Annotated in this window: 18 protein-coding genes and 1 pseudogene; 16 read left to right on the forward strand and 3 right to left on the reverse strand. The window is 69.8% G+C overall.

What is annotated here, in order from left to right:
• Positions 1 to 177 precede the first annotated feature (177 nt).
• The 11 genes from ACZ69M_RS04490 to rodA all read left to right on the forward strand — a co-directional run bounded on the left by ACZ69M_RS04490 (position 178) and on the right by rodA (position 14,654).
• Positions 178 to 1,824, forward strand: a complete 1,647-nt coding sequence (locus ACZ69M_RS04490; protein ID WP_470046526.1) for a CocE/NonD family hydrolase — start codon at positions 178 to 180, stop codon at positions 1,822 to 1,824.
• Positions 1,821 to 3,443: an ABC transporter substrate-binding protein gene (locus ACZ69M_RS04495; RefSeq protein WP_470046528.1), complete on the forward strand. Its 1,623-nt coding sequence runs from the start codon at positions 1,821 to 1,823 to the stop codon at positions 3,441 to 3,443. The genes ACZ69M_RS04490 and ACZ69M_RS04495 overlap by 4 nt, the downstream gene beginning before the upstream one ends.
• 5 nt (positions 3,444 to 3,448) lie before the next feature.
• Positions 3,449 to 4,408 (forward strand): ABC transporter permease, encoded by a 960-nt coding sequence (locus ACZ69M_RS04500; protein WP_470046529.1) that lies wholly within the window; start codon positions 3,449 to 3,451, stop codon positions 4,406 to 4,408.
• Positions 4,405 to 5,277, forward strand: coding sequence for an ABC transporter permease (locus ACZ69M_RS04505; RefSeq protein ID WP_470046531.1), 873 nt, complete (start codon positions 4,405 to 4,407; stop codon positions 5,275 to 5,277). Before ACZ69M_RS04500 ends, ACZ69M_RS04505 begins: the two co-directional genes overlap by 4 nt.
• Positions 5,274 to 6,281 (forward strand): ABC transporter ATP-binding protein, encoded by a 1,008-nt coding sequence (locus ACZ69M_RS04510; protein WP_470046533.1) that lies wholly within the window; start codon positions 5,274 to 5,276, stop codon positions 6,279 to 6,281. Before ACZ69M_RS04505 ends, ACZ69M_RS04510 begins: the two co-directional genes overlap by 4 nt.
• Complete coding sequence (locus ACZ69M_RS04515; protein WP_470046535.1) at positions 6,278 to 7,084, forward strand: ABC transporter ATP-binding protein; 807 nt, start codon at positions 6,278 to 6,280, stop codon at positions 7,082 to 7,084. Before ACZ69M_RS04510 ends, ACZ69M_RS04515 begins: the two co-directional genes overlap by 4 nt.
• Positions 7,085 to 8,630: 1,546 nt before the next feature.
• Positions 8,631 to 8,954, forward strand: a complete 324-nt coding sequence (locus ACZ69M_RS04520; protein ID WP_470046537.1) for a CPCC family cysteine-rich protein — start codon at positions 8,631 to 8,633, stop codon at positions 8,952 to 8,954.
• 235 nt (positions 8,955 to 9,189) lie between these two features.
• Positions 9,190 to 9,981 (forward strand): lysostaphin resistance A-like protein, encoded by a 792-nt coding sequence (locus ACZ69M_RS04525; RefSeq protein WP_470047513.1) that lies wholly within the window; start codon positions 9,190 to 9,192, stop codon positions 9,979 to 9,981.
• 1,184 nt (positions 9,982 to 11,165) lie between these two features.
• Positions 11,166 to 12,695 carry an FAD-dependent monooxygenase gene (locus ACZ69M_RS04530; RefSeq protein WP_470046539.1) on the forward strand — a complete coding sequence of 510 codons (1,530 nt, stop codon included), beginning with the start codon at positions 11,166 to 11,168 and terminating at the stop codon, positions 12,693 to 12,695.
• Positions 12,696 to 12,854: 159 nt separating this feature from the next.
• Positions 12,855 to 13,166, forward strand: coding sequence for a hypothetical protein (locus ACZ69M_RS04535; RefSeq protein WP_470046541.1), 312 nt, complete (start codon positions 12,855 to 12,857; stop codon positions 13,164 to 13,166).
• A 288-nt stretch (positions 13,167 to 13,454) separates the two neighbouring features.
• Positions 13,455 to 14,654, forward strand: coding sequence for a rod shape-determining protein RodA (gene rodA / locus ACZ69M_RS04540; protein ID WP_470046543.1), 1,200 nt, complete (start codon positions 13,455 to 13,457; stop codon positions 14,652 to 14,654).
• A 633-nt stretch (positions 14,655 to 15,287) separates the two neighbouring features.
• Here rodA and ACZ69M_RS04545 read toward each other — a convergent pair.
• Positions 15,288 to 15,637, reverse strand: a pseudogene (locus tag ACZ69M_RS04545) (CBS domain-containing protein); the annotation flags it as partial.
• Between the two features lie 1,074 nt (positions 15,638 to 16,711).
• On the opposite strand from ACZ69M_RS04545, the gene ACZ69M_RS04550 reads away from it, so the two are divergent.
• From ACZ69M_RS04550 to ACZ69M_RS04560, 3 genes are all read left to right on the forward strand, one after another.
• Positions 16,712 to 17,371 (forward strand): hypothetical protein, encoded by a 660-nt coding sequence (locus ACZ69M_RS04550; protein ID WP_470046545.1) that lies wholly within the window; start codon positions 16,712 to 16,714, stop codon positions 17,369 to 17,371.
• A 529-nt stretch (positions 17,372 to 17,900) separates the two neighbouring features.
• Positions 17,901 to 18,026 (forward strand): hypothetical protein, encoded by a 126-nt coding sequence (locus tag ACZ69M_RS04555; RefSeq protein WP_470046547.1) that lies wholly within the window; start codon positions 17,901 to 17,903, stop codon positions 18,024 to 18,026.
• Between the two features lie 197 nt (positions 18,027 to 18,223).
• On the forward strand, positions 18,224 to 19,387 hold the full coding sequence (locus ACZ69M_RS04560) for a glycoside hydrolase family 64 protein (protein WP_470047515.1): 1,164 nt from the start codon (positions 18,224 to 18,226) through the stop codon (positions 19,385 to 19,387).
• Between the two features lie 14 nt (positions 19,388 to 19,401).
• On the opposite strand, the gene ACZ69M_RS04565 is transcribed toward ACZ69M_RS04560, so the two are convergent.
• Positions 19,402 to 20,067 carry a TetR/AcrR family transcriptional regulator gene (locus ACZ69M_RS04565; RefSeq protein ID WP_470046549.1) on the reverse strand — a complete coding sequence of 222 codons (666 nt, stop codon included), beginning with the start codon at positions 20,065 to 20,067 and terminating at the stop codon, positions 19,402 to 19,404.
• A 128-nt stretch (positions 20,068 to 20,195) separates the two neighbouring features.
• Between ACZ69M_RS04565 and ACZ69M_RS04570 the strand changes: the two genes are divergently transcribed.
• Both ACZ69M_RS04570 and ACZ69M_RS04575 read left to right on the forward strand, forming a co-directional pair.
• Entirely contained in the window at positions 20,196 to 20,759 is a 564-nt protein-coding gene (locus ACZ69M_RS04570) for an NADPH-dependent FMN reductase (protein ID WP_470046551.1), read from the forward strand.
• Positions 20,760 to 20,892: 133 nt separating this feature from the next.
• Positions 20,893 to 21,570, forward strand: coding sequence for an AIM24 family protein (locus tag ACZ69M_RS04575; RefSeq protein ID WP_470046553.1), 678 nt, complete (start codon positions 20,893 to 20,895; stop codon positions 21,568 to 21,570).
• Positions 21,571 to 21,646: 76 nt separating this feature from the next.
• Here the strand turns inward: ACZ69M_RS04575 and ACZ69M_RS04580 are convergent, their stop codons facing one another.
• Entirely contained in the window at positions 21,647 to 23,422 is a 1,776-nt protein-coding gene (locus ACZ69M_RS04580; RefSeq protein WP_470046555.1) for a M4 family metallopeptidase, read from the reverse strand.
• Positions 23,423 to 23,549 lie beyond the last annotated feature (127 nt).

Here is a 23,549-nt window from a genome sequence, read left to right on the forward strand (position 1 = left end):
CTAGGGAACAACCCTGTGACCAGTCCAGACAACGTCATGGACAACAGTCTAGACAACAGTGTTCACATTGCTGTTCAATCAGGGCCACGTCGACGCCACGTACCCCCTCCGGCGCCACCCTCCGCACGCACCCGTGTATCCCGCACCGCACCCCCGCTTCCCTCCCGGAGCCGTGAGATGCCTCTCCCCGTGCACCGCGCCGAACCCGCCCCCGTCCCCGGCACCGCGACCCAGGTCATGGTCGCGATGCGGGACGGGGTGCGCCTGGCAACAGACCTCTATCTGCCGCCCGACCACGACGGCCGCCTCCCCGTGGCCCTGGTCCGGCTGCCCTACGACAAGAACAGCCGCTATGTCTTCATGGACCGCATCGCCGCCTACCTGACCGCGCGCGGCTACGCGGTCGTCATCCAGGACGTGCGGGGCAAGTTCCGCTCCGAGGGCGAGACGATGCCCTTCGTCCACGAGGCCGACGACGGCTACGACACGATCGACTGGATCGTCCGCCAGAAGTGGTCCGACGGCCGGGTCGGAATGTTCGGCGACTCGTACTACGGCGCCACCCAGTGGGCGGCCGCCTCCGCCGGGCATCCGGCGCTCAAGGCGATCGCCCCGAGGGTCACCGGCGCGGACGGCATCCGCCCCGACTACTGGCAACGCGACGGTGTCACCCAGCTGTTCGGCGCCCTCTACTTCGCCGCCTACTGGACCGACAGGTGGGTCTACGAGTTCGAGCCCGACCTGACCCGTCGCCCCCTGGTCGAGGCACTGAAGGAGATAGCCGACGGCATCGGCGCCCGACCGGCCATGTGGGACAGCTTCCTTCCCGAGGTGGCGGCGCTGCCCGCGTTCCCGCACGGCCACCCCTTCGACGGCCGTCCGCTGCCGGTGCTGCACCAGGCCGGCTGGTTCGACAACTGCCTCCAGCCGGGCATCAACGACTGGGCCGATCTCGCTTCCCGCCCGGACTGGGCCCCGCTGCAGTACCTGCACGTCGACTCGATCGACCACGAGAACTACCACCTGAACGACGTCCCGGTACCGCCCGAGCTCGACCACGCGGACGTGGACGCGGCGGTGGAGCGGCTCCTGCCGCGCTACCTGGACCCCCTGGTCGCGTTCTTCGACGTGTTCGTCAAGGGCGAGGGCACCGCGGAGCGGCTGCCCCGGGTGCGCTGGCACCACGGCCATCTCGGCGACCGTACGGCGGACACCTGGCCGCCTCCCGGTTCCCGCACCCTGCGTCTGCATCTGGGCGCGGAGAGCCTGCGGGCACAGGCGCCGGTCCCGGAAGAGGCCGTCACCTGGGTGCACGATCCGTCGGACCTGGTGCCCAGTCTCCTGGAGGACTCCTTCTCCGCGCTCCGGTTCCACGTCGACGAGTCACCCCTGCACCGCCGAAGCGACGTGCCGACCTTCACCACCGAACCGGTCGGTGAACCGCTGGACCTGGCCGGTCCGGTCCGGGCCGTGCTGACGGTCGGCACCGACGGGCCGAGCGCCCATGTCTTCCTCAAGCTGCTGGACGTGTCTCCCGACGGCAGTGCGCATGTGCTGGTACGAGGTCAGCGGCTGATCCCGGGCGGCCCGCCCGCGCCGGTCACCTTCGACCTCACCCACGCCGGGTATCGCCTCCGCTCCGGCCATGCCCTGCGTCTGCACATCGCCTCCAGCGACTTCCCCACCTATCTGCCGCACCCGGGCACGCAGGAGAACCCGTGGCTCGCGGTCGACGGCAAGACGACCGTGCAGACCCTGCTCACCGGCGGGGAGCACGCCTCCCACCTGTCCCTGACCGTTGTCGACGCGGCGAGCCTGTCGTGAGGCGGCGTCGGGGTCTGTTCCTCGCACTGACCGCTCTCGTGCTGGCCGGCTGTACCGGTCTGCCGCGCGCCGAGCTCGGCAGCGCCGCCCTGCGCGACACCTCCGATCCGGCGACGGGCAGGCTCGGCTCGCTCGTGTGGGACCTGCCCGCCGGGGAGCCGACCACCCTCGACTACCAGCAGGCGGGCGACTCGTCGCCGTATCTGTTGGTCAGCAACCTGTGCGACAGCCTCCTGCGCCTGAACCCCGACTTCAGTACGTCGCCCGCGCTGGCCCGCTCGTGGCACCGGCCCGATCCGCGCACACTCGTGCTGCATCTGCGCGACGACGTACGGTTCTGGGACGGCACCACGCTCACCTCCGCCGACGTGGTCTACAGCCTCAAGCGGCAACTGGACCCGAACGCGATCGCCAACTCCTTCTTCGTCAACGTCCGTTCCATCGAGGCGACCGACCCCCACACCGTCACCGTCCGCTTCACCCGCCCCGACGAACTGTTCCTCAAGGAACTCGCCACCACCGCCGGCACCGTCGTCCAGGCCCGGTACGCCGAGCACGCCGGCAAGAAGTTCGGCACCGCAGCCGGCGGCCTGATGTGCTCGGGTCCTTTCGAACTGGCCGCGTGGAAGTCGGGCGCGAGCATCGAGCTGAAGGCCAACTCGCGCTATTGGGAAGCCCGTTACCGAGCGCGTGCGCGCAAGGTCACCCTGCTCTTCGTCACGGACACCACCGCGCTCACCCAGGCGCTGGCCAGCGGCGCCATCGACGGCGCCTTCGACGTGCCCAACGCCGCGCTGCCCACCCTGAAAGGAAGCGTCGCCGGACAGCTGTACTTCGGCCCCAGCCTCAAGTCCGTACAGCTGGCCCCGCTCCAGGACACGGGGATCGCCGCGGAACCGGACATCCGCCGCGCACTTTCCCTGGCCGTCGACCGCACGCAGCTGGCCGACACCGTCTTCCGGGGCGCCGCCACACCGAGCACCACCGTCCTGCCGTCCGCCGGCTGGGATCCCGAGGCCAGAGCGGTCTATGAGAAGGCCGCCGCCACCCTGCCCCTCGCCCACGCCTCCCCCACCACGGCCGACCTGACGCAGGCCCGCGCCCTGGTGGCCAAGCACCCCCACCTTCGCGCCAGCACCCTCGCCGTCCAGGCGGGAAACCAGGACCAGGTCAACGCCGCCGCCGTGATCCAGCAGGCGGCCCGGTCCCTCGGCATCAAACTGACGATCCGCCAGCTGCCCGCCCTGCAGTTCTCCAGCATGTTCTACGACCCCACCTACCGCCGTGGGCTGGACTTCGTACTGGCGGAGACCTTCCTGGACATCCCCGACCCGCTGGACTGGATCCCCAACCTGGTCCTGCCCAAGGCGATGTTCAACTGGGCCGGCTTCGACGATCCGGCCGTCACGTCCGCGCTCACAAAGGCACAAGCCACCCTCGACCCCCACGACCGCGCCGCGCTGATCACCGGCGCGCAGCGCCGCTGGGAGGCCAAGACCCTCGCTGTCCCGCTGCTCTCCCTCCATGAGGTGACGTACATGAACAAGCGCATCACCGGCGCCACCACCTCCTTCGCCCAGCTCTTCTCCCCGTCCCTCGCCTTGGTCGGCAGCAGGTGAACGCCATGAAGCCCCTCGCCCGTACGGCGTCCACGGTCCTCCTACGGCTGATCGGAATCGCCGGCAGCGTGCTGGCCGCCGCCTTCGCCCTGTTCGTCGCGTTGGATCTGGCCCCCGGGGACCCCGCCAGCCGCCTGGCCGGCGCGCACGCCTCCGAACGCACCCTGGACGCCATCCGCCACCAAATCGGCCTCGACCAGCCCTTGTTCACCCGGTTCTGGGACTGGCTTACCGGCCTCTTCCGGGGCGACCTCGGCACCTCGCTGACGTACCGTCAGCCCGTCTCCTCCCTCATCGGCCCCCGCATCGCCGACACCCTGCTGCTCGTCGGGTACGCCGCTGTGCTGATCCTCGTGGCCGGCCTGGGGCTGGGCATCTGGGCCGCGCTGTACCGCCGTATGGGCACGGTCATCACCACACTCACCGGCGTCGGACTGGCCGTGCCCTCCTTCGTCGCGGCCTCCGCGCTCGTCGCGCTCCTCGCCGTGAAGGTCCATTGGCTCCCGGCCCTCGGCGGCGGCGGGCCGTCCCTCGGCGACCGCCTCCAGCACCTGACCCTGCCCGCCCTCACCCTCGCGCTCGCCTCGGCCGCCTACCTCGCCCAGATCACCAAGGCGGCCGTACGCGAGGAAGCTGGCCGCGAACACGTCGAGACCGCGCGCAGCCGCGCCCTGCCCGCGCGTCGCATCCTGCGCCGGCACATCCTGCGCAACGCCATGATCCCCATCAGCACCGCCGCCGGCCTGACCGTCGGCGGGCTGATCGCCTCGGACGTCGTCGTCGAGCAGGCCTTCGGCCTCAGCGGCCTCGGCGCGACCCTGGTGGCCGCCGTGGCCCAGAAGGACACCCCTGTCGTCCAGGGCGTCGGCCTGCTCATGGTCGTGGTCTTCATCGTCGTCAACGCCGCCACCGACGCCCTGCAGGCGGCCCTGGACCCGAGAATCCGGGCGGTGAGCTCCCGATGAGCGACGCATCCTCCGTGCGGCTCGGCACCCGCATGCTTTCCCTGCGTCTGCCGGTGCGCCGCCTCGCCCCCTCCACGACGCTGCTGGCCGTGGTGGCCGCACTCCTCGTGGCGCTCGCCGTGCTCGCCCCGGTCCTCGCCACGCACCGGCCGGACGCCGTGGACATGGCCGCCGCCAGTCAGGACCCGTCCGCCGCGCACTGGCTCGGCACCGACGCCCTCGGCCGCGACCTGTACTCCCGCCTGCTGTACGGCGCCCGGATCAGCCTGCTCGGCCCGGCCCTCGTCATCACCGGCGCCACCGTGGGCGGCGTCGGCCTCGCGCTGCTGTGCGCCTGGCGGGGCGGCCGCCTCGACCGGATCGTCAGCCGGATCAACGACGTCCTCTTCGCCTTCCCCGGCCTGCTCCTGGCGGTCCTCACCGTCGCCGTCCTCGGCCCCGGACTGACCGCTCCTGTGGTGGCCCTGGCGATCGCCTACCTGCCGTACATGACACGCATCGTGCGCGGAGTGGCGGTGCGTGAACGCCGACTCCCTTACGTCGCCGCCCTGGAGGCCGCCGGGATGTCGGCCTGGCGGATCAACCTGCGCCACCTGCTGCCCAACCTCGCGCCCTTCGTCGTCGCCCAGGCCACCGCCGCGTTCGGCTCGGCGCTGATCGACCTCGCCGGGGTGTCCTTCCTCGGGCTCGGCGTCCAACCACCTACCTCTGACTGGGGGTTGACGGTGTCGGAGGGACAGTCCTCGCTGCTCGCCGGTGCGCCCGGGCAGAGCCTGATGGCCGGCGGCCTGATCGTCCTCACGGTCGTCGTGTTCAACCTCCTCGGGGACACGATGATCGCCCGCAGCCACCAGGAGGCCCTGCGATGACCGCCGTTCCGCCTCTGCTACGGGTCGAGCACCTCGGCATCGACCTGCACCGCCCCCGTCAGGCACCGCGCACCCTCGTCCGCGACGCCTCCTTCGACCTCGCGCCCGGTGAGGCCCTCGGCCTGGTCGGAGAATCCGGCTCCGGAAAGTCGCTCACCTCACGCGCGGTCATCAAACTGCTGCCGCAGGGCGGCCGTTCGCGCGGCACGATCGCCTTCGAAGGCCAGGACATCCACGCGATGAACCGGGCCCGGCTCACCCGCTACCTCTCCCACGACGCGGCGATGATCTTCCAGAACCCCCGCGCCCACATCAACCCGGTCCGCACGCTCGGCGACTTCCTCACCGAGCCCCTCGTCTGCCACCAGGGCCTGAACCGGGCCCAGGCGGAGGAACGGCTGATACCACTGCTGGCCGAGATCGGCATCCCGGACGGCCCGCGCCGCCTCGAGCAGTACCCCCACCAGCTCTCCGGCGGCCTGCTCCAGCGCATGATGATCGCCTCCGCCCTCGTCACCGCCCCGCGCCTGCTGCTGGCGGACGAACCCACCACCGCCCTCGACGTCACCACTCAGCAGGACGTCATGGCGATCCTCGACGAACAGCGCCACGAGCGGAACCTCGCCCTGCTCTTCGTCACCCACGACCTGGAACTGGCCACCGCGGTCTGCGACCGCATCGCCGTCATGTACGCGGGCACCATCGTCGAGCAACGCCCCGCCGCCGCCCTGCACTCCGGCCGCCGGCACCCCTACACGGCCGGACTGCTCGCCGCCCGGCCCGGCCTGGGCACGCCCGGCGCCCGCCTACCCGTCATCCCCGGGCGGCCGGCAGCGGCCTACGAGTCCCACCAGGGCTGTCCCTTCGCCCCGCGCTGCGCCTTCTCCGAGGACCGCTGCCGCGTTGAACGCCCGTCGCTGCTCCCGGACTTGGACGGCGCCGTCGCCTGCCACCGCGCCGACGAACTCGCCGGCGACCTCGACCGTACGAAGGAGGAAGTGTGACCGCCCTGCTCGAGGTCACCGGCCTCTCCAAGCGCTACCCCAGCCGCCACGGCGAGGTCACCGCCTGCGAGGACATCAGCTTCCAGGTCCGCCGGGGCGAGACCTTGGCCCTGGTCGGCGAATCCGGCGCCGGGAAGTCGACGGTGGTCCGTCTCGTCGCCGGCCTGGAACAGCCGACCGCGGGCCGCATCCTCCTCCACGGCAACCCGGTCCACGAACGGCCCAGGGGGCGCACGGCTCGCCTGGCCCGGGCGGCGACCGTCCAGATCGTGCACCAGGACCCGTACTCCTGCCTCGACCCCCGCCAGACCATCGGAGCCGGACTGGCCGAACTGCTGCGCCTGCACGGCCGCCGCCTGGGCCACGGCTCGGCCACGGCCGACCGCGTCGCCGAACTCCTGGACACGGTCGGCCTGCCCGACCAGGCCGGCGCCCGACCCGCCCACCTGTCCGGCGGCCAGCGCCAGCGCGCCGCGATCGCCCGCGCCCTGGCCGTGGAACCCGACGTCCTGCTCCTCGACGAAGCGGTCGCCGCCCTCGACGTCTCCGTCCAGGCCCAGATCCTCAACCTCCTGACCGACCTGCGCGAACGCTGCGGCACGACCCTGGTCTTCGTCACCCATGACCTGGCCGTCGTACGGCAGCTCTGTCAGGTGGCGGTGGTCATGCGGACCGGCCGCGTCGTCGAGGAGGGCCCCGTCACCCGGGTCCTGACCACACCGGAGCACCCCTACACGCAGGCCCTGCTCGAAGCCGTACCGCGACCGGGCTGGCACCCACGCCGGATCCGCCCCACGGCATAGGCCAGGCTCACGCGGTGTCTTTCCTGTGCCTGCGATGCCCTCGGGCGCCGGACTCTTGTCTGCCGGTCCGCTGACGAACATCGCCCAAGAGGCGGGCGTATCGCTCAGCACCGTGTCCAAGGTGGCGCACCGGCGCCGTGACGTGGGTGCGCCCGCCCGCATCGTCGGGCAGCGGCCGCCGGTGGTGCTGATCGACCCGCTCAGCGCGCCCTCCCTGGACATCCCGAACATCGGGGTGAACCAACTGGAACGGCGCCAGGGACGCGATGCAGCACCTCCTCCGAGTGGCGACCAACGCCGTGGGTCCTGCCGGCAGTTCGGTCCTCCTGTTTCGGCCAGAGCCGGGCGCGGTACGAGCGGTTCCAGCCGGTCGGTTCGCATCCCCGCACACACCGAGTTCACTGCCGGCCGGCCTCTTCGAGACCCTCGCCCACGAAACCGGTACCCGCCAGGCTCAGGCCGCGGGCCGCGAACTCAGGACGGCCCTTGGCACCACCCAGCCGACCACGCCGGCGGTCGCCGCCAGCCCTACGGCCAGCCGTACGGCACCACGGAGGCCTGAGTCAATCAGTTGTCTGGGCCGTCCGAGGCCGCTCGACAGTGGCCAACGATGACCAGTGACACCCGCTCAGACGTATCGCGTCGACACCCTGACCTGCGAAAGCCCAGCTCCCCAAGATCCCCGACAAGACCCAGGGCAAGAAGAAACAACTGAACCGATCGGACCTTCTGCCGACGGGCTGCCTTCGCATTGGTCCAGCCGCGTGTCAGACTGCTGCCCATGATTCACAGCCGAAAGGGCTATGCCGCGTAGGCGCCCCTCACGCCTCAGGGCGGACAACAGACACTTTGCCGTGCATCACGGCTACTCAAAGATCGGTCAGCTCTCCGGCCCAGCTCAAGCACAGATCATTCTATTGGAACGGACACGGCTCCAGCCCGGCCTGATCGCACAGGCTCTTACCCGGTGGGCTGACATCGCGAGGGCACCAAAAGATCAACTCCCTTCGCCGTTCAGAGACCGCTGCGGCATCCCAGACTGTTGCCCCGAACCCGCGGACGAACGAGATCTACTGGAGCTGGCGATCTGTGCTCTCCCTAAAAAGAGCTCGTGTGAGCTCCGCAGCATCGTGCAACCTCTCGATCTGAAGATCCTCGAACGCCTCGACGCTGTGCCGTACGGCGATCCACCACATCGTTGGTGGCAGTGCGCCTTCTGAATAGACACCCGCAGAAACGTGGATGACGCAGCGAGCGCCAAGCGCCAGGCCTACACACCACCATCTCAATTTCCGTCTCATTCGGCCCCGTTCACAGCCGCACATAGGGGACCACACGTCAGGCTCGCCGCACGCGCCACACGCCCAGGAACGCAGGTGAACGCCCCCGCACACACCCCAACACCCCGCCAACACAGTTGGAAAGCGTGCGCGCCGGCGCAGGATGACGGCTTGGTCGGCGTCCGGTGCGACGCTGTCTCTGTCGAACAAGCCACCGCTGAAGGAAGTCGCGGGCCCTTGAGGTGCTGATGGGCAAGGATGGAGTCGTGGCTTTTATCAATGTCCAAGGAGGGACCGGGGACGGACCGTATCGCTGTCCCTGCTGCGGCTTCATTACCCTCGCCGAGCGCGGGGCGTACGAGATCTGCCATATCTGTTTCTGGGAGGACGACGGCCAGGACGAGCACGACGCGGACGAGATCCGGGGCGGCCCGAACCGCGGCCTCAGCCTCCGCAAGGCTCGCCGGAACTACGGAGAGATCGGCGCATGCGACGAGCGCTGCATCCGGTTCGTGCGTGACCCGATGCCCCACGAGCACCCCGACAGCGGCACACCGTACGGAACAGGGACCATCCACCCCAGCCCATGACACCCGACCGCGCACCGTACGCCTCCGCACCGCAGGCGCACCACAACCGCACCAGATCGAGCGGGGAACAGCTGGGAAGCACGGTGGGAGTAGCCCGACCCCGAAAGGCGGCAGCGCAGCCATTGGCCCAGCTCAGCAGCCCATCTGCCCGCGAAGTCACAACGCTGCACGAATCGCGCGTCCATGACTGCGCGAGCCACCGAACGAGCGCCGCGGCGGCTACTATCGCCCCGTGATGGACCGGTGGAAGGGCCACATATCCCGTCATCCCCTATGGGGCGCAGTCGAGTTGACGCTCGCGTGGCATGCTGTGCTGCTGCTGTGCGCCAAGGTGATCCTTCCTCCGCTGGCCCCGTCGTGGTTCCCGGACCTGGGTGCCACCGCGGTCAACGCCCTCTGCTTCGCGGCGGTCTGGTTCGTGCTGTGGCGGTGGGGATGGCTGCGTGCCTCCGGCGTCACCGCAGTGGGCCGACCGCGCCGCTGGTGGCTGGCCGCTCCCCTGCTCCTGATCGCCTCCTCGTACGCGCTGGCCGGACTCGACGGCAGCACGACCGTCGTCGTCAGCTCGCTGGTCTCGCTGCTGTGGGTCGGCGTCAGCGAGGAGGTCCACAGCCGCGGCCTGGTCCAGCAGGTGCTCACCCCGCTCGGACCACTGCACGCCGCGGTCGGTGTCGCCGTCCTCTTCGGCGCCGGGCATATGCAGAACTACTTGTTCTTCGACGCGCCATTGGACGACACCCTGTGGCAGATGCTGTCCGCCGCCTTGTTCGGCTTCACCTGTGCCGGTCTGCGCTACGCGATCGGCTCCGTCTGGCCGATGGTCGTCGTCCACTGGCTCGATGACTTCTTCCAGATCCGCTCCCCCGGAGCGGCCCCGGACTGGTGGCAGCTGTGTGTCTACGTGTTCGAAGCCGCGTACGGGCTGTGGCTGCTGCGCCGATTCAGCAGCGCCGCTGCCCAGCCCCGGCATGACCTCGCGCCCGCACACCCCGCCGAACATCCCGATCAGACCGGGACGCTCGACTGACACACCGACACATCGACGCACTGACGCACTGACGCACTGACACATCGCCACTGTCACCAGTGTGGGAGCGCGCGCCCCGCCACCGCTACATCCCCCCAACAACACGGCATGTCATGGATGCGCAGTTCACAGGTGCGGCCCCAGCGCTCTCCCCGGTTCCCACTGGGGCGGCACAGCATGCTGTGAACCTGATGAGGCCGCACCATGGCGACAAGGACCCTGGCACCTCTGCCGATCATTCACCATGGCCACCGCCGAACGTCCATCCAGAACCCCCTCCGCGCCGGCCCTCGGCGCGCTGATCGGGCACTGCTCGCCCCCAGCGGCCCGCTCGCATAAACCCACCCTTCATATGAGCCGTCCGCCAACCCCGCACCTGACCCACCATCAGCCCAATTCACTCAAAATCAGGCCCCTTGCCAGCAGAAATAGCCGCGTACTGATGCACGCGGACGATGGTGGAGCCCACGGAGACTTCCCAGTCGATCTCACCCGCGGCGTCAGCCGCAGCCTGGACCTGCCATCGTCGTGCCCCTAGGGAAGACTGTCCGCACGGTTTCGAACGACACCGGTGGCCGCTCCTGGTCGAGGGCCGAGCGCTGACCGACGAGCAGACACGGGTAGGCCGAAGCAGTCCGGCGACGGTGCCGACAGGTGAGCCAGGCGGCGGCGAGCTGATGGGTGAACACCTCCGGATACACGGTGCGCCACAGTGGCCTGCGGCGAACCTGAAGCGTGCGGGTCCTGCTCAGCGCCCCCTGGCCCGGCGCCGAGACCCGCCGGGCCCGCCCAGACCTTCCCGGTCGGGCGGCGCGCCGGTGGGGAGCGCCCGGGCGCGGCCGGACGTGCCCAGCGGCAGGTCGATCGGCGGCTGGGTGGCCCGCACCGATCCGTGCGTGTTCCATCCGCGCCCCGCACCGACGCGAATACTCGAAGAGGTGCGAGGAGAAGGCTTCGAGGCGCGGGACTCCCCTTCGAAGCACACGACCCGAGATCGGAAGGACAACAGCTCCTCACGCCGCGTCCTGGCTGATCGGTTCTTTGACCAGGAGTGACCGGGTGACGGAGCTGTGGTGTCGGTCGGTTGTCGGAGGCTGTCGGTCCGATGTCGGCGGGAACTGGCACCTTTCCGGAAGACCCGCCGGGTGCCCATCCGGCTGTAGGTGTGAGTAAGGGGATCTCTGGTGCGTGACGTAGTGATCGTGGGGGCCGGCCCGGTCGGTCTGTTCCTCGCCTGTGAGCTCGGCCTCGCGGGCTGTTCCGTCCTCGTGCTCGAACGGGAGGCGGAGTCCAGCTCACCGTTCAAGACGGAGCCACTCGGAATGCGAGGCCTGTCCGCCGCGTCCATGAAGGCGTTCTACCGGCGCGGGATGCTGCACCCGCTGCTGACGGCGTCGGGCGTCCCCGACGACTCCGGCGTGGACCCCGACGCGGACGAGCCGACGCCTCCTCAGCACGGTGGCCACTTCGCCGGCATCGTGCTCGACGGCGCCAAGGTCGACGTCGCCGCCCTGCCGTTCCGGCTCCCCGGCCCTGCCCCGCAGGGTCTCCTGACCTACCTCGAAACGATCGAGGCGGTGCTGTCCGAGCAGGCAGCCAAGCTCGGCGTGGAGATCAAGCGCGGCGTCACGGTCGACGCCATCGCCCAGACCGAGGAGGCCGTGGTCGCGGGGGCCGGCGCGGACGAGTACGCGGCGCGCTGGCTCGTCGGCTGCGACGGCGGACGCAGTACCGTGCGGGGTCTCGCCGGCTTCGAATTCGTGGGCACCGAGCCGAAGTCCACCGGCTACAGCATGCACGTCGTCCTCGCCGATCCCGAGAAGCTGCGCCCCGGGTTCAATCTGACACCGACGGGCATGTACCTCCAGACGCCGGGCGGCGGGCAGATCGGCATGATGGACTTCGACGGCGGCGCGTTCGACCGCTCCCAGCAGCCGACGCTCGACCATCTCCAGACGGTGCTGCGTCGGGTGTCCGGCACGAATGTGACGCTGAGCGAGGTCCGTCTCGCCTCGACCTTCACCGACCGGGCAATGCAGACGACGACCTACCGCCAGGGACGCGTCCTGCTCGCGGGCGACGCCGCCCACATCCACTCCCCCCTTGGCGGGCAGGGACTCAACACCGGCATCGGCGACGCCGTCAACCTGGGCTGGAAGCTCGCGGCGACCGTGCACGGGCACGCGCCCGACGCGCTCCTCGACACCTACACCGGCGAGCGCCGTCCGATCGCCGAAAAGGTGCTCGACTGGTCTCGCGCCCAGGTGGCCGCCATGAGCCCGGACCCGCATGCCCAGGCCATCCAAGGAGTGATCCGCGACCTGGTCGAAACCCGGGACGGAACGACCTACGTGTTCGACAGGATGTCGGGACAGTCGATCCGCTACGACCTCGGCAACGAGCATCCGCTGGTCGGCCGCAACGCCCCGGACTTCCGCCTCGAGGACGGCACTCGCCTCGGCGACCTGATGCAGAGCGGGCGAGGCGTCACGCTCGACTTCAGCGTCGACCGACACCTGCACGGCTCGGCGGCGGGCTGGGAGAGCCGGATACGGTATGCGGCCCGGGCGGCGAGGAACGACCTCGGACTCGGTGCCGTGCTCGTCCGGCCCGACGGCGTGGTCGTCTGGGCAGGTGATCGCCAGCCGGATCGTGAGGCGTTCGAGCGGGCCGCCTGCCAGTGGTTCGGCGGTCCGGAAATCCGAGCTGTGTGATCGACGCGCGGAGAGTGGCTCGGCCGGCCCCTCCGGCCGAGCCCGCCCTCTTCGGTGCTCGCCGGTTCGACATTCTCACCTGCCCATGAAATCCCCCAGGGAGTGAGGACAGGAGAGATTCCGGCCTCGACCGCCTGGGGCCTGCATGTGGTCTTGATCATGCGACGGGGCGGAGGCGGTCCCGCTGGAGGCGTTCCGTCGGCCCGTCGCGGCGCCAAGTCGATTGCGCCGTCACATCCGTCGGCACGTCCTGGCCCGGCACGGCGCCACGCTCCAGCAGCAGATCGCCCTGCGCGCCGCCATCGCAAGATCACGGACCTGGCTCTCGGCCGCTCCACCGTCCGCGACCGCTTCACCGGCGCCGCCGTCCTCCGCACCCGCGCGGCCCGGGAGACCGGCCGGCTCGGCTACGTCGCCCGAGCCAGCGGCCTGCTCGGCGCCGCCCGCCTCGCGCACCCCTTCACGCCCTGAACACCGGCGACGTCCTGCCCCGCTTCCCGGTCCGCGCTGAGATCGCCGTGTCCCTCGGGGCGCGGCACGATCGCCACCCGCGTCGAGGTGAGCCGGGCCCCAACGGCTACCTCGGCGCCCGGTCAGGCAAAGCCTCCCAGGCGATGACCGCGCTCGGCGACACGATCTGATCAGGCGCTGAGACGGGCGCTGAGCTGCGTAGGATTACCCAGCGGAGGCAGCGACCACCGGGTTGCCTGTTGTGGCCGGCCGCACCACCTATTGGCGGGAAAGCTGGAGGATGCTGCCATGGTCGGCGCGAACAGTTTCTCCGTCTCGGGTTACGGCCCCGAACGCGCCGGCTGGACGCGGTTGTTCGCCCGGGACTCGCTGGTCCGCCGACTGGACTGGCCGATACTGCTGGCTGCCCTGGCGCTGTCGTTCCTCGGCTCGCTGCTGGTCTACTCCGCGACCCGCAACCGCACCCAGATCAACCAGGGCGACCCGTACTACTTCCTGGTCCGGCACCTGATGAACATGGGCATCGGGTTGGTCCTGATGATCGGCACGATCTGGCTGGGCCACCGCGCCCTGCGCAACGCTGTGCCGATCCTTTACGGCCTTTCGCTGTGCGGGGTGCTTGCGGTGCTCACCCCGCTCGGTGCCACCATCAACGGCAACCGGAACTGGATCGTGCTGGGCGGCGGATTCTCTCTTCAGCCGTCCGAGTTCGTGAAGGTCACGATCATCCTCGGCATGGCGATGCTGCTGTCCGCCCAGGTCGACGCGGGCGACAGGAAGTACCCCGACAGCCGCACGGTGGTTCAGTCCCTGGGTCTGGCCGCCGTGCCGATCATGGTTGTCCTGATGATGCCCGACCTCGGCTCGACGATGGTCATGACGGTCACGATCCTGGGCGTGCTGTTCGCCTCTGGCGCCTCCAGCCGCTGGATCTTCGGCCTGCTCGCCGTCGGCGTCCTCGGCACCGTCGCCGTGTGGCAACTGCACGTCCTGGACCAATATCAGATCAACCGCTTCGCCGCCTTCGCCGACCCGAACCTGGACCCCTCAGGTGTCGGCTACAACACCAGTCAGGCCCGCATCGCCATCGGCTCCGGCGGTTTGGCCGGCGAAGGTCTCTTCCATGGCTCCCAGACCACCGGTCAGTTCGTGCCCGAACAGCAGACCGACTTCGTCTTCACCGTCGCGGGGGAGGAGCTGGGCTTCGCGGGCGCCGGACTGATCATCTTCCTGCTGGGCGTGGTCCTGTGGCGCGCCTGCCGCATCGCCCGCGAGACCACCGAGCTGTACGGCACCATCGTCGCCGCAGGCATCATCGCCTGGTTCGCCTTCCAGGCTTTCGAGAACATCGGCATGACCCTCGGAATCATGCCGGTGGCGGGCATTCCGCTGCCCTTCGTCTCCTACGGCGGATCGTCGATGTTCGCGGTGTGGGCGGCGGTAGGGCTGTTGCAGTCGATCCGGGTACAGCGGCCCATGTCGGCGTAGACCTGCGGCGAGCCGTTCGCCTGCGGCTGTAGAACCGCTCAGCGGTGACCGTCGAAGAGGGGTGCCGGTGCGTGGCGGTGTTTCCTTGCCGTGAACGCGGGCGTTGCTGTCGGGCGCGTACGCCGCACGGTAGGCAGGACGGCGGCGAACACCAGTGCGGCGGTGCCGGAGATGAGGAGTGCGGCACGGCCGTCAGTGGCCCCGCAAGCCCGGCCCAGATACCGGCGAGGAGGACGACCGCACCGGTGACGCAGGCGTTTCGCCTTCGACCGCGGCGCCTCCACCCGGCTGGCAACACCTCCACGCAGAACTGGGCGGCGATCTCCTGGCAGGTCACCGGACCCAGGCCCAGCCGGGCCCGGTCGGCCAGCACCTGCAGGGATGCGCTGGTGGTCCGCCGACAGTGCCGACCAGGCACGTCCCCTCGCGTCACACCGGCACTTGCGACTCCGGTACCTGCGGTTGACAGCGGTGTGCGTCATGAGGAGGAACCGACGGCGGAAAGATGGAGAGCCGGACACAGGGGTGATCGCCCGGCAGGGCGGGGAGGACGGTCGCACCCGCACTCCGACCGCGGCTACACCATGACGAAGGGCCCGACCTCAGCCTTGGTCGGGGCTTTCGGGCTGCTGGTCAGGCCGCCCGCGGTTGCAGGTAGCGAGCCGGCAGGTCGTCCAGACTCACCATGCGGGTCAGGCGGCTGGAGTCGTCGGGACCACGGCGAGCGCTGAACGGCGCAGCAGGTCGATGGCGTCAGAGGCCGCAGCGTCCTCGGTCGGTTCGGGCACGGGCCGGGCCAGGTCGCGGGCGCTTGTGGTCCGGCCCCCGGCGCGGCCGACCATGGCGTCGCGGGCGTGGATCGAGCCGAGGACGGTGCCTTTGTCGTGGACCAGCAGCCGGGTACGGTCGCTGCAGGCGGCCAGGCGCAGGATGTCCTCGATACCAGCTGCACCGTCGACGGAGGTGATCTCGGCGGCCGGGACCTGGCCTCGGCATACCCGAGGGGGCCGAGGCACCGGGGCCCCCTCGACACACTCGGGCTCGACGAGAACAACTCACCGGTGCTGGTCGAAGCTACCGACCGTGAGTTGCGATGTCCATGATGTCCGTCTGGGCCTGTGACGCGGACGTCATGGGATCGTTCAGCGAGTCGATCCGGCCGCCGTGAACCGGCCCGGTGCTGTACTCGCTCGACGTCAGCCTCATAAAACAGGCGATATGTGATCTTGGCTGCCGACGCAGCTCACCGGCACCGTCACGCAGAGCGCGGACGGGGTGCTGGTCGAGTGCGGCGCGAATTTCGGCACAGATGGCGTGGACGGTCTCGGCCGGTGTGCGGGCTGCCGGGCAGGGCGTCACATCGGAAGTGCGCCGTACTGTGCTGCGCCCACGGCGGCGAAGGCCGCTCCGGCCCACTGGGGCCAGGAAGAGATACGTCTTCTTGCCACATAGGCGAGGGCCGTGGCGGCCATGGTGGGCCACAGAATGCTGAAAGCGGCGCCGCCGAGCGAGAATTGGTCCGCGGCGAAAGCGGTGGCTGTGTACCCGGCGATGGCAGCTGTCGCGGCGACCGGGAAGCCCGGTCGATGCGATCAGCGATGCACCGGCGGCTGCGGTCCACAGCAGCGCCGGGGCGATCAAGAGGGGCCGGGCGAGTTCATGGGGATCCTTCTCATCAGCCTGGCGCGACGGACATGTCGTCGGAGTCTGCGCTGGCGGCATGCGGCGGTCCAGGTCCTGGTCCTGATGCACTTGCTGTAGACGGAGTCGATGCCCTGGAGCTCACATCCGGGGCGCGTCATCGGTTCCAACGAACCTGGGACGATTCCATCACCCGTGCTCCAGCTTTTGTGCGGTGCCGCGGAGGAGGTCGGGGAACGCCGTCGGGCAACCCGCCTGTGGCCCTACCGACGGCCGCGACCCGACGCCTGCGCCGATCAACCGAGTCTTTCAAAGTTGCGCAAGCCGGGAACCATTACACTCGCCACTCTTCCCACCTCGCAGGAGTGCGGTGGGACCCGTACCGTCGCAGGCTTTGATTCATCGGGGGGTCATACATGCCAGATCCTGAGCCTTCAGGGACGGAGACCGGCATCGCTTTCGAGCGGATGCTGGATCAGGCTCTGAACTCCCGGCAGGTCGAAGAGGCGTTGGACCGCTCCGGCGGGGCGCTCAGCCCCGAGGAGTTGCGCACCCGGGCGCTCCAAGCTCATGCCGCCATCATTGCCACGGCGGCCGTCGAGTACCACGAATATCTCGAAGCCAAGGCTGCGGCTGCGGGGCAGGGCGGCCAACGGGGCACCGATTCCGCTTCCGCCGTGGTGGGCACGCGTGGAGGGGGTGGATTCCTGCCTGCGCTGGCGGTGTTCGTGCCCAGCCTGGCAACCGTCGCCGCAGCCGCATTCCTTCTGATCGGTTTTGGCCTGCGTGCCCTGGGCGGGCGTCCCTACGTCGGCGAGGGGCTGATCACGGCGGGGCTCATCGCCGCGGCCGTGGCCGCCGGAGCGGCGGTCGGCGACCTCGCCTGGCTGCTGGTGGCGGCGGCGCGCAACCGCTCGGCCACGGATGACGGGCGGGCCGGCGCTACGGACCCCGAGGTCAGGAGGGCGTGGGAGCAGTGGGAACTGGCTCTGCTGGAGCGTGGGATGGTGCCGTTCCTGCTCGGTCGCCTCGAGGAAGCCCGAGCAGCCGAACGGGGTGGTCGCTCCGCAGGCTAGACGCCTCACGGACCCAAGCCGTCAAGAAGGCAGCTGAGGCGTCTGTGTTCCTCAAGGCTTGATCTGCGCGGGCGGCAGGTGATCACCACCCACCGGCAGACTCTTGGTCTCCAGTCAATTCCGGTGCGCTTCACGAGACCGGGCCCGCCTGCGGATCGGCGCAAGCCAAGGCAATCAGCCCTCTCCCCCGCTCGCGCACGCACGAAAAGACGGCTGGGCAAGGCCAGACTCAGCCTGCACGCGGTCACCGTCGGTGTATCTGACCACTCGTCAGCAGAGTCAGCAAAAGGCCGGCAAAAGGTCAGCAAGTGTCTGATCAGGCCTGGTCACGGACGCCAACACTTGCACGTCGCGGTCCAGCCCGAGCCGATCACGACGAGACGCCCCCCTCCCCCTGGTCAGCCGCACCGGCGAGAGTTCGGAGCGGGCGGCGGAGTTACGTCAAGCCCCCTTCCGCCGCCTCGAAACGGCTCCCCTCCGGCCAGCCCCTCCGGCCAGCCCTTCCGGCCGCCCCGACGCCCTGCCGGAAGTGCCCGACGCAGTTCACGACGGCGGCCGCACGGCCATCAAACAGCAGGTCAGCCACGCTCCCACCGGCATTGGCGACCACTTCCGCCAACTACCCGCCGGATCCGCCGGAGACATCACCGTGTGACACCACCGCCCCCAGTTGGACCAGACCAATCCTGCCGGAATCGTTGACATGTACGGCACCCGCCGCAATTCTGAGAGCGCTCTCAACGAGAACCGGACGGCTCCACTCCGCCGGAATCCACCTCGTTGCAATCCCCCCACTCAAGGAGAGAGCGAGTGCCCAGAAGGCTCAGGAGTCTCAAATGGCATGCCCTGGCGGTGGCTGCGGCCACCGTCACCACGGCGCTTCTCACGTTCGGCGCCCCCTCCGACGCGGACGCGGCCGTCCCCACGACGATCCCGCTGAAGTTCACGAACAACTCCGGCCGCAGCGAACCCGTGTACATCTACGACCTCGGAACGCTCCTCTCGACGGGTCAGCAGGGCTGGGCCGACGCGAACGGCACGTTCCACGCCTGGCCCGCCGGCGGCAATCCGCCGACGCCCGCGCCCGACGCCTCGATCACGGGACCGGCCAACGGCCAGTCGATGACGATCCGGATGCCCAAGTTCTCCGGCCGGATCTACTTCTCCTACGGCCAGAAACTGGACTTCCGTCTGACCACCGGCGGCCTGGTGCAGCCGGCCGTGCAGAACCCGAGCGACCCCAACCACAACATCCTCTTCAACTGGTCCGAGTACACGCTCAACGACTCCGGGCTGTGGATCAACAGCACCCAGGTCGACATGTTCTCGGCCCCGTACGCCGTCGGGGTCCAGCTCGCCGACGGGAGCACCAAGAACACCGGCCACCTCAAAACGGGCGGCTACACCGGGTTCTTCAACGCCCTGCGCGGTCAGCCGGGCGGCTGGGCCAATCTGATCCAGACCCGGTCCGACGGCACCGTCCTGCGGGCGCTGGCTCCCGGCCACGGCATCGAGGCGGGCGCGCTGCCGGGCACCGTCATGGACGACTACGTCAACCGCGTGTGGCAGAAGTACAGTTCGTCGACGCTGACGGTGACGCCGTTCACCGATCAGCCGAACACGAAGTACTTCGGGCGGGTCTCCGGTGACGTCATGAACTTCACCAACAGCGCGGGAGCGGTCGTCACCAGCTTCCAGAAGCCCGACTCGGACAGCATCTTCGGTTGCTACAAGCGGCTGGACGCCCCCAACGACCTGGTACGCGGCCCCATTTCACGGACCCTGTGCGCGGGCTTCAACCGCTCAACCCTTCTCACCAACCCCAGCCAGCCGGACACGAGCTCGGCGAACTTCTACCAGGACGCGGTGACCAACCAGTACGCCCGCAAGATCCACGCGCAGATGGCCGACGGCAAGGCCTACGCGTTCGCCTTCGACGACGTCGGCAACTACGAGTCCCTCGTCCACGACGGCAACCCCCAACAGGCGTACGTCACGCTGGACCCGTTCAACTGACGGACACCGAAACGCTAGGGCCTGTCCGGCACCGGGCAGGTGGTCCGTTTCACGAGGTCGTGCCAGCCGGACTCCAGGCGGTCGAGGGGCATCCCGCACTGGCGCGTCAGGTGGTGGATCAGGGCGGGTTCCAGGTAGCCCATGAGGGTCTGGGCGAGGAGAACGCCGTCCGCGCCGGGCACGGCCTCGCGCAGGAGCATCGCGACATGCGTGAAGCGGACACGGTACGGGGCGGAGCTGAAGCGACGGGAGGCGTCCGGCTCGGCGGCGATGTACAGGTCGAGCCGGTCGTGGATCTCGCGCAGGACCCGGCAGCCGAAGGCGTGCAGGCGGTCCGCCGGTGACGCGCCGGGGCCGAGAGGTGGCGGGCCGCTGAGGAAGGCGGCCTGGAACTGCTGCTCGGTGTGGTCGAGCAGGGCCATCAGCAGGCCGGTGCGGTCACCGAAGCGCCGGAAGACGGTTCCCTTGCCCACCGAGGCCGCGGCGGCGACGGCCTCCATGGTCACATTGGCGACCCCGTGCTCCTCCACCAGTCGGGTGGCGGCCTCCAGCAGCCGGGCGCGGTTGCGTGCGGCGTCGGCGCGGAGCTGCGGCGCGGCGGGCCCGACGGTCAGCTCCAGCGGAACCGGGGCTCCCGAGGGTTCCTGCCCCTTCGGGAAGGGCGGAAGTGGGGTGGACATGAACACAGCGTAACGGCAGAAGGGGGCAACTGGACCCTGGTCCGTTTAGGTGCTACAACATTAAACAGACCAGCAAGCGGACCTCGGTCCGGTTTATTGCCGCAATGTTTCGTCCCCAGGAGTTCCCCATGTCCGTACGCATCCTCGCGCTCGTCGGCAGCCTTCGCGCCGGCTCCCACAACCGCCAGCTCGCGGAGGCGGCTGTCAAGCTCGCCCCCGAAGGCACGGAGATCGAGCTGTTCGAGGGGCTCGCCGAGGTCCCGTTCTACAACGAGGACCTCGACGTCGAGGGCAAGGTGCCGGCCGCCGCCACCGCCCTCCGTGAGGCCGCGGGCCGCGCCGATGCCTTCCTGCTCTTCTCGCCGGAGTACAACGGCACGATCACCGCTGTCCTGAAGAACGCCATCGACTGGCTGTCGCGTCCGTACGGCGCCGGCGCCTTCACCGGCAAGCCGGCCGCCGTGGTCGGCACCGCGTTCGGTCAGTTCGGTGGCGTCTGGGCGCAGGACGAGGCCCGCAAGGCCCTCGGCATCGCGGGTGCCGCCGTCCTGGAGGACGTCAAGCTCTCCGTTCCCGGCTCCGTGACCCGTTTCGCCGAGACCCACCCGGTCGACGACGCCGAGGTCGCCGCCCAGCTCACCGAGGTCGTCGCCCGCCTGCACGGCCAGGTCGGCACCGCCAGCGCCGCCTGACGACTCCCCCGGGGTCGGTCCGGTGCCACCGGACCGGCCCTTCGTGCGTTCCCGGCAGCCGCCGGCCGCCCCCAACGGCCCCAGGCTGTCAGCGATCTTGGCGGAACCGAACCCTCCGGGCCAAGATGCCCGCATGAAGGGTGATCTCTTTTCCAGTGACCACATGGTGCAGCCCGCAGTCTCGCCGGGCATGACCATCCAGAACGCCAAGTCGATCAAGTACGCCGTCAACGGCGACATGCTCGCGCGCCAGGGGGCGATGATCGCCTACCGGGGGAATCTGCAGTTCGAGCGCAAGGGCCAGGGCGTGGGCGGCATGCTCAAGCGGGCGGTCACCGGTGAGGGACTGCCGCTGATGACGGTGCGCGGGCAGGGCGAGGCCTGGTTCGCGCACGAGGCGCAGAACTGTTTCATCATCGACGTCGAGCCGGGCGACCTGTTCACCGTGAACGGGCGCAATGTCCTGTGCTTCGACTCCACGCTGTCGTACGAGATAAAGACCGTGAAGGGCGCGGGCGTCACCGGCGGCGGCATCTTCAACAGCGTCTTCAGCGGTCACGGAAGACTGGGGCTGATCTGCGAGGGCAACCCGCTGGTGATACCCGTCTCACCGCAGCAGCCGGTGTACGTCGACACGGACGCGGTCGTCGGCTGGACCGCGCAGCTCCACACCTCGCTGCACCGCTCGCAGTCGATCGGTTCGATGATCCGCGGCGGCTCGGGCGAGGCCGTGCAGCTGAAGCTGGAGGGCGACGGCCTGGTCGTCGTACGGCCGAGTGAGGCGACTCCGCAGAAGACACAGCAGCACTGACGCCGGGGGAACGGCGAAAGGGGCCCCACCCGGTGGCGGGGCCCTTCTTCCGGTGCCGTCCTGCTCGTGCCGTCCGTCAGCGTCCGGCGGCCGGGGTGTTGGCGGTGGTGACGTTGACGGCGGCCCACGCCGCGTCCACCGCCCGGTACTCGGCGCCGGTCGCCCCGTACATGTCGGCGGCGGCCTTGAGGGTCGCGGTCCGCGCGTCGTGGAAGTCGGTCGTGGAGACCATGTAGCGGGTCAGCGCGCGGTAGAAGATCGCGGTCGCCTTGGCGCGTCCGATGCCGGTCACCCGCGAGCCGTCGTACGTCGGCGAGTCGTACGTCACACCGCCGATCGTCTTGCGGCCACTGCCCTCGGCGAGCAGGTAGTAGGCATGCGAGGAGACGCCGGAACCGGCGTGCACCTCGGTGTCGTACGCCTCGGGCGACCAGTAGTCGATGGTGCCCTCCAGCTTGTCGAGGGAGGGGTGGTCGAGGCGGCGCAGGAACTTCTGGGCGAGGCCCAGCTTCTCGCCCATGAGGTAGTTGGGCGGGTTCTTCGGGTTGTTGGCGGAGAACTCGACGTTGGACCCGAAGATGTCGGCGAGTGACTCGTTGAGTGCGCCCGGCTCGCCGTACTGGTTGCCGTCCGCGTCCACCCGGGTGGGTTCGAGGGCGGCGGTGGCGTCGACGACGCCGTGGGTCAGCTCGTGGCCGGTGACGTCCAGGACGACCAGCGGCTTCTTGAACATGGCGCCGTCACCGTCGCCGTAGAGCATGCAGCCGCACGTCGAGTCCCAGAAGGCGTTGCCGACCTTACGGCCGAAGTGGACCATCGCGCGGGCGCCGGTGCTGTTGTTCTTGATGCCCTTGCGGCCGAAGGTCTTCTTGTAGAAGTCCAGCGTCTGGGTGATGCCGTACTGGGCGTCGACCGCGGTGGTGGTCCGGTTGGCGGTGGTGCCGGTGCCCCACTTGTTGGTGGTGCTGGTGAACTTCGTGCCGCGCGAGAAGGCTTCCAGTTCCGCGCCCTTGGCGTCCCGGGTCTCGGTGTTCCACCGGGTGGGGTCCTTGAGGAGGAAGCTGGTGCGTGCGGTCCGGGTCGTGGTCAGCGTCACCTTGCCGGCGAAGAGGGAGGTGCCGCTGCCGGTGGCCTTGACCGGGTAGCGGGCGGCCGCCGTCGCGCCGAGGGGGCCGGAGGGCTGGGTGGCCACGCCCGTCACCGGGCTCGCCGTCTCGCCCTTCTCGCGCAGCGTCTTCTCCAGGTGCGGCGAGATGAACTCGTCGCTGTCGGGGGTGTTGCTGCGGATCCGGCCGCTCTGCGCGTCCACGACGACCGTGCGCGAGCCGGCGACCTCGGTGGTGTCGCTGTCGGTCACGCGCACCTGGTAGGCGAGGGCGGCGGCGCCGTCGCGGGCGTCGACGACGAGTTCGGCGCTGCCCGCGTCGCCCTGGGCGACCGCGGCGGCCTTCTGTTCGGCCTGCTGGGGCGTCAGCTTCGCCTCGGTCGTGGCCGGCTTGACGGCGTGGTCGGCGGCCCGGGTCACGCCCAGGTAGGCGGACTCCTTGCCGAGGTGGACGACGAGGTCGCCGCCGAGCACCGGGAGCCCCTGGTGGCTGCGGACGAAGCGGACGTGCTGCTTGCCGTCCGGGTCCGTCATGACGTCCGTGGCCCGCAGGGTGTCACCCGGGCCGACACCGGTGGCCGGGGCGTGGGCGAACGCGGCGGCCCGGGCGGCCTCCACCGGCGAGGAGGCCGAAGTCGCGGCGCGGGCGGGCGAGTCGGGCGTCGCGAAGGCGGGGCCCGCCGGAAGCGTGGCCGCCGTCGTCACCGCGACGGCGATCGCCACGCGGCGTATGTGGGGTCTACGCACTGAGTTCCTTCGAACGGGGGCGGCCGGCGTCGCCAACCGCCCTGAGGCACGGCGCCGTTGAACGCCGTGGAGGCTGTCGGGCCCTCCCGACAGATGCGACGAGGGGGGCGGTGGTTGCCCCACGAGG

This window comes from Streptomyces sp. NPDC107454, from assembly GCF_055582885.1.